Origin of the sequence: Demequina zhanjiangensis (assembly GCF_030418315.1) — a bacterium.
Taxonomy (GTDB): Bacteria; Actinomycetota; Actinomycetes; order Actinomycetales; family Demequinaceae; genus Demequina; species Demequina zhanjiangensis.
On the sequence record NZ_JAUHPV010000003.1, the window covers coordinates 63,921 to 76,528 of the forward strand.

Consider the following 12,608-nt stretch of genomic DNA (forward strand, 5'->3'; position numbering starts at 1 on the left):
ACGCGATCGACACGCATGCGAAACACGTCATGACTATGTTGGAGGGCATGAGCGACGACAGGTCGACCCCGTGGACCGGGTATGCACCGGTCCAGGCCTGGGACGAGGCGATGGACGTGCACGGCGAGGTGCGCGAGCCCTACCAGCGCGTGTACGCCGAGATCGATCGGATGTCCGGTGACGATCTCTACTCACGAGCGGAGGCCCTCGCGTCCAGCTATCTGGCGCAGGGCGTCACGTTCGACCACGCGGGCGAGGAGCGGCCGTTCCCGCTCGACATCGTGCCCCGCGTGGTCGGCGCCGACGAGTGGGATGTCATCGCGCCCGGCATCGCCCAGCGCGTCCGCACGCTGGAGGCGTTCCTGGCCGACGTGTACGGCTCGCAGCACTGCGTGACCGACGGCGTGATCCCGCGCGCGCTGATCGCGTCCTCCAAGTACTTCTACCGGGCCGTCCACGGCGTCGACCCCGCCAACGGCGTGCGCGTCCACGTGTCGGGAATCGACCTGGTGCGGGACCAGCACAACATCTGGCGCGTGCTCGAGGACAACGTGCGCGTCCCGTCAGGCGTCAGCTACGTGCTGTCCAACCGCCGCGCGATGAGCCAGATGTACCCCGACATGTTCGGCGCGATGGGCGTGCGGCCCGTGCTCGAGTACTCGCAGCGGCTGCGCGCCGCGCTCGCGAAGGCCGCCCCCGACGGCGTCGACGACCCGACGATCGTGGTCCTCACGCCCGGTGTGTTCAACTCCGCGTACTACGAGCACTCGCTGCTCGCCCGCACCATGGGCGTCCAGCTGGTCGAGGGGCGCGACCTCGAGACGCTCAACGGACGCGTCTACATGCGCACCACCGCCGGCCGCCGCCGCGTGGATGTCATCTACCGTCGCGTGGACGACGACTACCTGGACCCGGTGCAGTTCCGGCCCGACAGCGCGCTCGGTGCGCCGGGCATCGTCACCGCCGCGCGTCTGGGCAACGTCACCATCGCCAACGCGATCGGCAACGGCGTGGCCGACGACAAGCTCATCTACACGTACATGCCCGACCTCACCCGCTACTACCTGGGCGAGGAGCCGATCCTGCCGATCGTCGACACCTGGAGGCTCGAGGAGAAGGACGCACGCGAGGAGGTCATGGACCGCCTGCACGAGCTCGTCGTCAAGCCCGTCGATGGCTCCGGCGGCAAGGGCGTCGTGATCGGCAGCAAGGCCTCGCCCGAGGAGCTCGACGCGACTCGCCGGCAGATCCTCGAGGATCCGCGCGGCTGGATCGCGCAGCCGATCATCCAGCTCTCCACGGTGCCGACCCTCACCGACGGCGGCCTCGAGCCCCGTCACGTGGACCTGCGGCCCTTCGCCATCAACGACGGGGACGACGTCTGGGTCCTCCCAGGCGGTCTCACCCGCGTGGCGCTCCAGAAGGGCCAGCTGATCGTCAACTCGTCCCAGGGTGGAGGCTCCAAGGACACCTGGGTGCTCGGCGGAGTGCGGCATCGAGGCGCCGCCGCACCGCCCCCCGAGGCGAAGGTCGAGCTCGAAGGCGTCGACGCCGTCCCGCAGGACGCGCACCCCGAGGACTGGTCGCACGGCCAGCAGCAGCAACAGCAGCAACAGCAGCACGACGGCGGGGAGGTGAGCGGCTCATGATGCTCAGCCGGATCGCCGAGTCCCTGTTCTGGATCGGACGCTACGTGGAGCGCGCCGACAACACCGCCCGCGTGCTCGACGTGCACCTCAACGTGCTGCTCGAGGACCAGTGGGTGGACGAGCCGAGCGCCAACGCGTCGCTGCTCACCGTGATGAGCGTGCCGTGGGAGGCTCCCGTGACCCGCGGGGATGTGATCCACGCGCTCGCGTTCCAGCCGGACTCGCCGTCGTCCATCGCAGGCACCCTGGCCGCGGCCCGCGAGAACGCGCGCCGCGCTCGCGAGGTCATCTCGACCGAGGTGTGGGAGTCGCTCAACACCACGCACATGCAGCTCGGCCGCTGGTCCCGCGCCCCGAGGCCGCACGACTACTTCGTGTGGGTCAGAGAGCGCGCCGCTGTCGTCTGGGGGCTGATGTCCGCCACGACGACGCGCGATGACGCCTGGTACTTCATGGAGCTGGGCCGCTCGCTCGAGCGGGCCGACATGATCGCCCGCCTCCTCATGACGAGAAACCTCGAGGGAACGACCGGCCCCAACTGGACGACGCTGCTGCGCTCCTGCTCGGCACACGAGGCGTATCTGCGAACCGTGCGCGCGCTCGTCACCGAGGACAGGGCCGCCGAGTTCCTGCTCGTCGACCGACTCTTCCCGCGCTCGATCGCCTACAACCTGGAGCGCGCCGAGACGATCCTCCAGCAGATCGAGGGAAGCGAGCAGGGAAGGGCGCTGTCCCACAAGGCGCGCCTCGCGCTCGGACGCGCCCGCACCAACCTCGAGTATCGCGACGTCCGCGAGATCCTCACCGACCTCACAGGTCAGATGCAGGAGGTGCAGCGCGCCTGCGCCACCGCCTCCAACCTGATCCGTGACCGCTACTTCCTCCCAGCGTCCACGACGCTGTGGAGTCAGGAGGCGCTGTGAGCACCCTGCGCATCGAGCACCGCACCCGCTTCACCTATGCGAGCGAGATCGTCAGCTCGTACAACGAGGCCCGACTCACCCCCGCCTGGCTCCCACGTCAGCGCGTGCTCGACTCCAAGGTGGAGATCGAGCCCGCCACGTGGCGCTCCACCTACCGCGACTACTGGGAGACGGACGTGGTCGCGTTCGAGGTGCTGCAGCCGCACAAGGCGCTCACCGTCGTCGGCACCTCGATCGTGGAGGTGTCGCCCCTGCGCCAGCGCGATGAGCGCGTCGGCTGGTCCGAGATCCAGGGGCCGCGCTTCCAGGATCTGCTGTGCGAGTACCTGGGCAACACCGAGACCACGGAGCCGACGGACGAGCTCAAGCAGATCGCGGAGGACGCCGCCGCCAGGCTCAGTCCCGACCTCACGGCCCGCGCCATCTGTGACGTGCTCCACGAGCGCATGGACTACGTGCCGGGATCGACCACGGTGCATACGCCCGCGATCGATGCGTGGGAGGCGAACTCGGGCGTCTGCCAAGACTTCGCGCACCTCGCGATCGGCGCGCTGCGCCACGTCGGCATCCCCGCCCGCTACGTGTCCGGCTATCTGCACCCCAAGCGCGACGCTGAGATCGGTGAGTCCGTCGCAGGCGAGTCCCACGCGTGGATCGAGTGGTGGACCGGCGACTGGCACGGCTTCGACCCCACGAACGACCGCGAGGTGGCGGACCACCACGTCGTTGTGGGTCGCGGCCGCGAGTACCGCGATGTGCCGCCGCTCACCGGCGTCGTCGCGGGGGAGACGACGTCGCTGGACGTGCGTGTCACCGTCACGCAGACCGCCTGACCATCGCCCGGCGCGGGCTCGTGCCTCGTGCGGCGCGCGCCTCGGTAGAATCCTCGGGTGACCACGCCTGCTGAGACTTCCGACGAGAACCGCTACGACTTCCGCGCGCTCGAGGAGCGCTGGCAGCCGGTGTGGGAGGAGCGACAGCCCTTCCGCTCGGGCCGCGAGGGCGACGACCGCCCCACGAAGTACGTGCTCGACATGTTCCCGTACCCCTCGGGCGACCTCCACATGGGTCACGCCGAGGCGTACGCGCTCGGAGACGTGATCGCCCGCCACTGGGTCCAGAAGGGCTTCAACGTCCTCCACCCGATCGGCTGGGACTCGTTCGGCCTGCCCGCGGAGAACGCCGCCATCAAGCGCGGCATCGACCCGTACGGCTGGACCGAGGACAACATCGCGCAGCAGAAGGCGTCGATGAAGCGCTACGCGTGCTCCTTCGACTGGGACCGCGTGCTGATGACGCACCGCCCCGACTACTACCGCTGGAACCAGTGGCTGTTCACGCGCCTGTTCGAGCGCGGCCTCGCCTACCGCAAGCCCAGCCAGGTCAACTGGTGCCCCCACGACCAGACCGTGCTCGCCAACGAGCAGGTGGTCGGAGGACTGTGCGAGCGGTGCGACACCCCCGTCACCAAGAAGAAGCTCACGCAGTGGTACTTCAAGGTCACCGACTACGCCGATGAGCTGCTGGACGACCTGGAGAAGCTGCGCGACACGTGGCCGTCCAAGGTCATCGCGATGCAGCGCAACTGGATCGGCCGCTCCTACGGCGCCGACGTGACGTTCAAGATCGAGGGCCGCGACGAGCCCATCGACATCTACACGACGCGTCCCGACACCCTGTACGGCGCGACCTTCATGGTCGTCGCCGCGGACTCCGACCTGGCCACCGAGCTGGCCAACGGCGCCGACGGTGAGGTGCGCGAGGAGTTCGACCGCTACGTCGAGTCCGTCAAGAACGCGTCCGAGATCGACCGCCTGTCCACCGAGCGGCCCAAGACCGGCGTGTTCCTCAAGCGCTACGGCATCAACCCCGTCAACGGCGAGCGCCTGCCCATCTGGGCGTCCGACTACGTCCTGGCCGACTACGGCCACGGCGCGATCATGGCCGTGCCCGCGCACGACCAGCGCGACCTCGACTTCGCGCGCGCCATGGAGCTGCCGGTGCGCGTGGTCGTCGATGTGCTCGACGAGGACGGTGTCTCGCTGCCCGACCCGAACGAGTCCGGCATCGCCACCACGGGCGAGGGCACCATGGTGAACTCCGGCTCGCTGAACGGTCTGGGCAAGACCGAGGCGATCGACAAGGTCATCGAGGAGCTCGCGGCTGACGACGCGGGCGCCAAGTCCGTGAACTACCGCCTGCGCGACTGGCTGATCTCGCGCCAGCGCTACTGGGGCACGCCCATCCCGATCGTCCACTGCGATGCCTGCGGCGAGGTCCCGGTCCCCGACGACCAGCTGCCCATCACCCTGCCCCCGGCCGAGGGCCTCGACCTCAAGCCCAAGGGACAGTCGCCGCTGGCGGCCGCCACCGACTGGGTCAACACCACCTGCCCCCGGTGCGACGCGCCCGCCAAGCGGGACACCGACACCATGGACACCTTCGTCGACTCGTCCTGGTACTACCTGCGCTACCTGTCCGTCGGCAACACCGAGGCACCGTTCGAGAAGGCCGACGTGGCCAAGTGGGCGCCGATCGACCAGTACGTCGGCGGAGTCACCCACGCGATCCTCCACCTGCTGTACTCGCGCTTCTTCACCAAGGCGCTGCGCGACATGGGCATGCTGGACTTCGACGAGCCGTTCTCCGCGCTGCTCAACCAGGGCATGGTCCAGATGGACGGCTCCGCGATGTCCAAGTCGCGCGGCAACCTGGTGCGCCTGTCCGAGCAGCTCGACGAGTTCGGCGTGGACGCCGTCCGTCTCACCATGGCGTTCGCCGGCCCGCCCGAGGACGACATCGACTGGGCCGACGTCTCGCCCGCCGGCTCCGCGAAGTTCCTGGCACGCGCCTGGCGCCTCGCCCGCGACGTCACCAGCGAGCCCGGCGTGGACCCCGCGACCGGCGACCAGGAGCTGCGTGCCCACACGCACCGCACGCTCAAGGAGTCGCAGGAGCTCGTCGAGGGCTTCCGCTTCAACGTGGTCGTCGCCAAGGTCATGGAGCTCGTCAACGTCACCCGCAAGGCCATCGACTCGGGCGCAGGCCCGGCCGACCCCGCCGTGCGCGAGGCAGCCGAGACGGTGTCCATCCTGCTGAGCCTCTTCGCCCCCTACGCGGCCGAGGACATGTGGGCCATGCTCGGGCACCAGGACGTGGCGCTCGCCACCTACCCGGCCGTCGACGAGTCGCTGCTCGTCGAGGAGACCGTCACCTGCATCGTCCAGGTGAAGGGCAAGGTGCGCGACCGCCTCGAGGTGCCGCCGAGCATCGGCGAGGACGAGCTCAAGGAGCTCGCGCTCGCGTCCGACGGTGCCAAGCGCGCGATCGGCGACGCGGGCATCCGCACGGTCATCGTGCGCGCGCCCAAGCTCGTCAACATCGTCACCGCGTAGTCGCTGAGCCCGCCACCGAGCCTGGGTTTCTCCACAGGCTCGGTGGCGGGCTCACGCGCGCCCTGGGTACCGTCGTCCGGTCGAGGTATCGCTGTGGCCGCCCGCGGCGACCGTCGACGCGGCTGACAGGTGCCCGCACGTCGCGGGTTCCGCGCCGCCTCGCACACCGGGGGAGTCCATGGCAGAGCGGACCGTCGCCGTCGTCGCCGACTCGTCAGTGGGACTGGACCTGCTCGTGGCCGCGCACTTCGGCGTGTGCGTCGTCCCGCTCCGCATCGTGATCGGTGAGGAGACCTACGGCGACACCGCGCTCACGCCCGCCGAGGTGCGCGGCGCTGTCGCCTCGAAGGACCCGGTGCGCGTCGAGGCGCCTCATCCTCTCGCCTTCCTCACGGCCTTCAAGGACGCCGACGAGGCCGGTGCGACCGAGATCGTCGCCGTCGTCTCGCGATCGCAGGTCTGCGACGTCGTCACCGCCGCCGAGGCAGCCGCCGACGGCTCGCCCATCCCCGTCACCGTGGTCGACGCGGGCGAGGCCTGGCTTGCGCTCGGACTTGCGGCGGTCGCGGCGGGTGCCGTCTCGCTTGAAGGGGGAGACGCCTCAGAGGTCGCCGACGCAGCTCGTGGCGTCGCGCTCTCCGCCCGGCTGTGGTGCACGGTCGACAGCCTCAAGCCCCTCCGACGCTCGAGATGCCTTCCCGAGCTGGTCGACTCGTTCGACGGGCTCAAGGGGGCGCGGCCGATCATCGAGGTGTCCCACGACTCCGCCGTCGACGCGGGCCGCGCCGACGGCACCAAGGCGGCCCGCGCCGCAGTGCTCTCTCACGTGGACAAGGCTGCGCGTCGACTGGAGGCGCCCGCGGTCGCGCTCGCCGCCGCGAAGGGCAGCCTTGAGCGGGTCAGGCTTCCCGCCGCGCCCGATCTGCCCGTGCTCCGCGCGCGGCCTCCTGCCTCGCACGTGCTCAGCCTCGGCCCCACGCTGTTCCACGCGGTCACCGCCGAGATGCCCCGCGAGTTCTTCGCCGTGCATGAGACTCTCGCTGAAGGTGTCCAAGAGATGGAGCGGTCGCTAGCCTTGGCGTCATGACGCAACGGGTGGCGGTGGTGACCGACTCAGCCGCCTCCCTTCCCGCTTCCGTGCGCGGCCTTCGTGAGCTGACCGTCGTCCCTCTCACGATCGTCGTCGGCGACCTCGCCTCCTCCGAAGGTGAGGGCATCTCGCCCGACGACGTCGCCGCCGCCCTCGACTCGCGCGTGCGCGTGACCACCTCGCAGCCAGGCGTCGAGGCGTTCGCTGAGGCACTCGCCGACGCTGCGGTGCGGGGAGCTGATGCCGCTGTCATCGTGACGCTGTCACGCCATCTCTCCGGAACCTTCGAGTCGGCGAGGCTCGCTGCACGAGATGCTGAGATCCCTGTGGAGGTCGTGGACTCCGGCACCGTCGCGATGGCACAGGGCTTCGCCGCTCTCGCCGCTGCCGACCGGGCGGCGCACGGTGGCACTCTTGCTGAGTGCGCGCGGAGCGCGCGTCAGGTGGCCACCTCCTCGACCTGCGTGTTCACCGTCGACTCGCTCGAGCCGCTGCGACGCGGCGGACGGCTCTCCGCCGCTGCTGCCGCGGTCGGCACCGCGCTCGCAGTGCGCCCGCTCCTGGAGGTGCACGACGGCGAGATCGTCGTCGGCTCCAGGGAACGCACCACGCGTCGCGCCCGCGCGGCGCTCGTCGCGCAGGCGGTCCGCGCGAGCGGCGCCGCGCCGCGCCATGAGTGGGAGCGGGACGCGCTGCCGGTCGCCGCCGTGCTGGGCCTTCAGCGAGAGTCCGTGGAGCACGTGCGCACTCTCCTCACGGGCTCGGATCCGGACGTGGTCGTGGTCGACGGACCCATCTCCGCGGCCCTGGCCGCCCACGCAGGCAGCGGCGCCGTCGCGATCGCCACGGCGCGCGTGCCTCGTACGCTCGCTGACGCTCTGCGCACGTCGTAGCTCGTCGAGTTCGCCCGGCTCTCGAGCCGCGCCTCGCCCTTGGTGCCTGCCCCGCTTCACGGTCGCCATACGTCGCAGGAGGCGTCGTCCAGGCGCCGTCGTCCCCAGGACTCGGGCGGCCGGTGGGTCTCCCATGGTTCGCCCGGCTGGCCGTTGCGTGCTCGGAGACCTTCCTAGCCTCGGCCCATGAGCACGCCTCCGACCGGAACCGAGAATGAGGACGTCCGCGCGCGTTGGAAGGACTCGCTCGCGCATGCGGCCGAGTCCGCGTACAGGCGCGCGAGCGCCGACGAGATCCCCACCGAAGCGCGCCGGATGCGCTGGCGGGTCGATCGTCGCACGGCCGTCTCCGCCGCCTTCATCCTCGGCGTCGTCGGGCTGATCGGGTGGGCGATGCTGACCGGCGATTCCGAAGCGACCGAGGAGCCGACGACGCCGACGCCAAAGCCCTCGGTCGTCGCGGCGGCTCCCGTGCCCGTCGTGGTGCATGTCGCGGGAGCGGTCGCACATCCGGGACTCATCGAGCTGGCTTCCGGGCAGCGGGTGGGAGATGCGATCACGGCCGCGGGCGGCGCGCTGGAGGACGCGGATCTCTCCGCGGTGAACCTCGCGCGGGTGCCACAGGATGGTGAGCAGATCCGAGTGCCCGTGGTCGGGGAGCAGGCCGTTGACGGTGGGGCCGGGCTGATCAGTCTCTCGACGGCCGACTCCTCCGCGCTCGAGCAGCTGCCGGGCATCGGGCCAGCGCTCGCACAACGGATCATCGCGGACCGCGAGGAGAACGGTCCGTACGCGACGCTCGAGGACCTCGCGCGAGTCTCCGGCATCGGCGAGTCCCTGGTGGGTGGACTCGATGGCCTCGCGGTGCCGTGACACCTCGCCACGACCTCCGGCTGCTGCCCGCCGCACTCTGCGCGTGGCTGTGCGCCGCGGCGCTCGTCCTGGGGCTGGAGCGATTCGCGCTGCTCGCATGCGGCGTGCTCATGCTCGCCGTCGTCGCGGCATGGGGGAGCCGAAGCGGTGCGGCAGCAATGCTCCTGCTGCCGCTCGCGGCGAGCGCCTCGGTACTGCTGATCGGCCACGCGAGCCTTGAGTCGGAGGAGGGACTGGAGGAGCTCGCGCTGGCAGGAGGCGGCACCGTCACAGCCACCCTCGCGGCGGACCCACGCGAGCGGGAACCCGACGTGTTCACCGGCGAGCCGCAGGTCATGCTCACGCTCTCCGTCCACGAAGCCGCTGCCCCGGGTCAGCCGACCCGCAGCGTCGGCGGTGAGGCGATCGTGATCGCTCCCGCCTCGTGGGGCGGTGCGCTGTCACTCGGCGAGCGAGTGACGCTCGAGGCGACGTGGACGCCCGCTGGCAGCGGTCGCGCCGTCGTGCTCGGCTTCGACCCGACGCTGCTCGAGCGATCTCCGCCTTCCGGCGCGCTCGCCGTCGTCGCCCATACCCGTGCTGCCTTTCGCGATGCCACCGAAGGGCTCAGCGACCAGACGCGTGGGCTCGTGCGGGGCATGGTGATCGGCGACCGCTCCGAGATGCCCGAGGAGCAGGCAGACGATATGAAGACGGTCGGCCTCACTCATCTCACCGCGGTGTCCGGGACGCATCTATCGATCGTTGCGGGCCTGCTCGCGCTCGCACTTCGATCGCTCCGGTTGAGGCGAGGGGCCAGGGTGCTCGGCCTCGCCACAGGGATGATCGCGTTCGCCGCGCTCGTGCTCCCGCAGCCGTCCGTCTTGAGGGCGCTCGCCATGGCGCTCGTGGGCGGGCTCGGTGCGCTGTGGGGGCGCCCGGCTCAGGCGATGCCTGCCCTCTTCACGGCGATCATCGTCCTCGTGGCCATCGACCCGCATCTGGCTCTCGAACCAGGCATGATGCTCTCCGCGAGCGCGGTAGTCGGCATCGTGCTGCTCGCGCCGGCCATTCGACGTCGGCTCACGCCCATGCTCGGAGGCATGGCAGCCACCGGGATCAGCATCCCCTTGGCTGCGCAGGTGGCATGCGCTCCCATCCTCGTCATCCTCGCGCCCTCGGTGTCCTTGTGGACCGTGCCGGCCAACATCGCAGCGGTGCCCTTCGCTGCGCCCGTCGTCGGACTCGGCGCCGTGACGGTGCTCAGCACTGCGCTGGGACTCCCAGGGGCGTCTGCTCTCGTCGCCGTCCTCGGCCTGGCCGCAGCCCCGATCGCGAGGATCGCTCACGCTCTCGCCGGGCTCCCGGGCGCGACGCTGGCCTTGCCCGAGGGGGTGTGGGGCGTCCTCCTCGCGCTCGCGGTGCTGGCAGGAACGGCGGGAGCGGTGAGCGCCCTGCCCTCGGCTCTGAGGCTGGCGAGTGTCGGGCTCGCGCTCGTCGCGCTTGTCGTGGGCATCAGGGCCGGATCGCCCGCCTCGTCCACGCCGATCCCCGAGGGGTGGCGGATCGCGAGCTGCGACGTCGGGCAGGGCGACATGACAGTGGTGCGCGCGAGCCTGCACTCCGCGGTCGTGATCGACACGGGCCCTGGCGGGGGCGCCGCCGAGTGTCTCGCCGCACTCAGGGTCACGCACATCCCCCTGCTGATCCTCAGCCACCCGCACGCCGACCACGACGGCGCGATCGCTGAGCTCGCTCAGGTGGCGACCATCGACGAGGCGTGGTGGTCCGCAGCGAGCGAAGGCGAGGCGGGGAGCCGGGCCAGCGTGGCGCTCGTCCGACTCGGCATCAGTGCAGAGGTACCTGCAACGGGGGATCGGGCGAGCGTCGGCGACGCAGTGATCACGGTGCTCCCGACGCCAGGAACGCGAGGACATGGAGCCGCGACGGCCGGCGACGAGTCCGCGGTGAACGACCAGAGCCTCGCGCTCGTGGTCGAGTCCGGCGGTGTGTCGGCGCTGCTGCTCGGAGATCTCGAAGAGCGGGCGCAGGAGGCGCTCGCCTCGGCCATGGGAGAGCTCCGCGTCGACGCGGTCAAGGTCGCGCACCACGGCTCCTCAAGTCAGAGCGCCGACCTCGCCGCGCACATCGACGCGGCCGTCGCTCTCGTCTCCGTCGGAGCGGGCAACACGTACGGTCACCCGACCGCACGCGCCCTCGCGCTCTACTCTGACCCCGGCACCGCCATCGTCAGGACCGACGAATGCGGCACGATCGCGCTCTACCGAGACGGAGGGCTCGGCGTGGCCTCGCGCTGTCCCACGCCCATGGCAGGCTAGGCACATGCCTCCCGCCCGCTCCTCCTCGGACCGTCCCTGGCACGCCGCGGCGCCCGCTCCGATCGTGCTGATCTCCGGGCCCGAGCAACTGCTCGCGGGACGTGCCGTCGAGCGCATCGGAGCGGCCCTGCGCCGCGCAGGAGCCACCGTTGCGACCACCACTCTCGATGCCGGTACGTACACCAAGGGGGCGCTCATCGCGGCGGCCAGCCCATCGCTCTTCGACGACCCGGGTCTGGTGGTCGTCGAAGGTGCGGAGCGGATGAACGACGAGTTCCTCGCGGACGCTCTCGCCTACGCGCAGTCGCCCGACCCGGACGTGACCGTCGTCATCCGGCACGGGGGAGGGGTGCGAGGGAAGAAGCTGCTCGACACCCTCAAGAAGGCCGACGTGCCCATCTACTCATGCCCGGCCATCAAGAAGGACTCCGAGGTCGTCGAGTTCGCGATGGGCGAGTTCGCGCGCGCCTCGCGGCCGATCGCCGCGCGCGCAGTGCGCGCGCTCGTCGACGCTGTCGGCACCGACGTCGCCGAGGTCGCCGCCGCATGCAGGCAGCTCATGAACGACGTGGACGGCTCGCTCACCGAGGAGCACGTCACCCGCTACTACGGCAGCCGCGTGAACGCGACCGGGTTCGCTGTTGCCGACGCGGCGATCGCCGGGAAGACGGGCGACGCGCTTGCGCTCGTGCGTCATGCCGTCTCCACCGGCACCGACCCGGTCCCGCTCGTGGCAGCCATGGCGATGAAGCTGCGGACCCTCGCCAAGGTCGGCGCGGCACGCGGCCGTCGGCTTGACCCCGTGAAGGACCTGTCCATGGCTCCGTGGCAGGTGGACCGCGCCAAGAAGGACCTGCGCATGTGGGACGCAGACCGCCTTGCCTCCGCGATCGAGGCCGTCGCGGCCGCCGACGCCGAGATCAAGGGCGCGTCACGCGCCCCGCACTTCGCGCTCGAGCGAGCGGTCCGCATCGTCTCCGAGCTCGCCCGCGGCTGACGCGACGAGAGGCCAAGCAGGCGCGTCATCAGCGCTCGCTGCATCCGTCGGACCGAGTCGCGACACCACGCAGCACTGTTCCACCTCGCACAGCGAAGCCCCAGCGCGCAGCCAGACCCGGCGGACAGTCAACTCCCCGTGCACAGCAAAGCGCCCCGTGCCAGAAGGCACGGGGCGCTGAAGTCTGCTGGAACGCTTAGAGCGCCGCGACCTGCTTCGCGAGAGCCGACTTGCGGTTCGCGGCCTGGTTCTTGTGGATGACGCCCTTGGAGACGGCCTTGTCGAGCTTCACCGACGCGGTCGACAGAGCGGCCTCGGCCTTCTCCTTGTCACCGGCGGCGATGGCCTCGCGGACCTTGCGCACGTTGGTCTTGAGCTCCGACTTCACGGCGACGTTGCGCAGGCGGGCCTTCTCGTTGGTGCCAATGCGCTTGATCTTCGACTTGATGTTAGCCACGGGTATCCTCGGG

Annotated in this window: 10 protein-coding genes; 9 read left to right on the plus strand and 1 reads right to left on the minus strand. The window is 70.6% G+C overall.

Features of this window, described 5'->3' with window-relative positions; all coding sequences use genetic code 11:
• Nucleotides 1–47: 47 nt before the first annotated feature.
• From QQX04_RS05655 to holA, 9 genes are all read left to right on the plus strand, one after another.
• Nucleotides 48–1,649: a circularly permuted type 2 ATP-grasp protein gene (locus QQX04_RS05655; RefSeq protein WP_436968462.1), complete on the plus strand. Its 1,602-nt coding sequence runs from the start codon at nucleotides 48–50 to the stop codon at nucleotides 1,647–1,649.
• Nucleotides 1,649–2,572, plus strand: coding sequence for an alpha-E domain-containing protein (locus QQX04_RS05660; RefSeq protein WP_301127676.1), 924 nt, complete (start codon nucleotides 1,649–1,651; stop codon nucleotides 2,570–2,572). Before QQX04_RS05655 ends, QQX04_RS05660 begins: the two co-directional genes overlap by 1 nt.
• The gene (locus tag QQX04_RS05665; protein WP_301127090.1) at nucleotides 2,569–3,405 is read left to right on the plus strand and encodes a transglutaminase family protein; all 837 of its coding nucleotides are present in this window, start codon (nucleotides 2,569–2,571) and stop codon (nucleotides 3,403–3,405) included. Before QQX04_RS05660 ends, QQX04_RS05665 begins: the two co-directional genes overlap by 4 nt.
• Before the next feature lie 57 nt (nucleotides 3,406–3,462).
• Nucleotides 3,463–5,967: a leucine--tRNA ligase gene (gene leuS / locus QQX04_RS05670; protein WP_301127096.1), complete on the plus strand. Its 2,505-nt coding sequence runs from the start codon at nucleotides 3,463–3,465 to the stop codon at nucleotides 5,965–5,967.
• A gap of 178 nt (nucleotides 5,968–6,145) precedes the next feature.
• Nucleotides 6,146–7,054 carry a DegV family protein gene (locus QQX04_RS05675; RefSeq protein ID WP_301127098.1) on the plus strand — a complete coding sequence of 303 codons (909 nt, stop codon included), beginning with the start codon at nucleotides 6,146–6,148 and terminating at the stop codon, nucleotides 7,052–7,054.
• Nucleotides 7,051–7,950, plus strand: coding sequence for a DegV family protein (locus tag QQX04_RS05680; protein ID WP_301127100.1), 900 nt, complete (start codon nucleotides 7,051–7,053; stop codon nucleotides 7,948–7,950). The genes QQX04_RS05675 and QQX04_RS05680 overlap by 4 nt, the downstream gene beginning before the upstream one ends.
• A gap of 186 nt (nucleotides 7,951–8,136) precedes the next feature.
• The gene (locus QQX04_RS05685; protein ID WP_301127101.1) at nucleotides 8,137–8,823 is read left to right on the plus strand and encodes a ComEA family DNA-binding protein; all 687 of its coding nucleotides are present in this window, start codon (nucleotides 8,137–8,139) and stop codon (nucleotides 8,821–8,823) included.
• Complete coding sequence (locus QQX04_RS05690; protein WP_301127103.1) at nucleotides 8,820–11,141, plus strand: ComEC/Rec2 family competence protein; 2,322 nt, start codon at nucleotides 8,820–8,822, stop codon at nucleotides 11,139–11,141. Before QQX04_RS05685 ends, QQX04_RS05690 begins: the two co-directional genes overlap by 4 nt.
• A 4-nt stretch (nucleotides 11,142–11,145) precedes the next feature.
• Nucleotides 11,146–12,138, plus strand: coding sequence for a DNA polymerase III subunit delta (gene holA / locus QQX04_RS05695; RefSeq protein WP_301127105.1), 993 nt, complete (start codon nucleotides 11,146–11,148; stop codon nucleotides 12,136–12,138).
• A gap of 196 nt (nucleotides 12,139–12,334) precedes the next feature.
• On the opposite strand, the gene rpsT is transcribed toward holA, so the two are convergent.
• A complete protein-coding gene (gene rpsT / locus QQX04_RS05700; RefSeq protein WP_301127106.1) occupies nucleotides 12,335–12,595 on the minus strand; it encodes a 30S ribosomal protein S20 in 261 nt (86 codons plus the stop codon).
• Nucleotides 12,596–12,608 lie beyond the last annotated feature (13 nt).

What these genes read in the sequence shown, in the direction of transcription:
- QQX04_RS05680 (WP_301127100.1), top strand. Translation starts at nt 7,051, where the DNA reads ATGACGCAACGGGTGGCGGTGGTGACCGACTCAGCCGCCTCCCTTCCC.
- holA (WP_301127105.1), top strand. Translation starts at nt 11,146, where the DNA reads ATGCCTCCCGCCCGCTCCTCCTCGGACCGTCCCTGGCACGCCGCGGCG.
- QQX04_RS05660 (WP_301127676.1), top strand. Translation starts at nt 1,649, where the DNA reads ATGCTCAGCCGGATCGCCGAGTCCCTGTTCTGGATCGGACGCTACGTG.
- QQX04_RS05675 (WP_301127098.1), top strand. Translation starts at nt 6,146, where the DNA reads ATGGCAGAGCGGACCGTCGCCGTCGTCGCCGACTCGTCAGTGGGACTG.
- QQX04_RS05655 (WP_436968462.1), top strand. Translation starts at nt 48, where the DNA reads ATGAGCGACGACAGGTCGACCCCGTGGACCGGGTATGCACCGGTCCAG.
- QQX04_RS05685 (WP_301127101.1), top strand. Translation starts at nt 8,137, where the DNA reads ATGAGCACGCCTCCGACCGGAACCGAGAATGAGGACGTCCGCGCGCGT.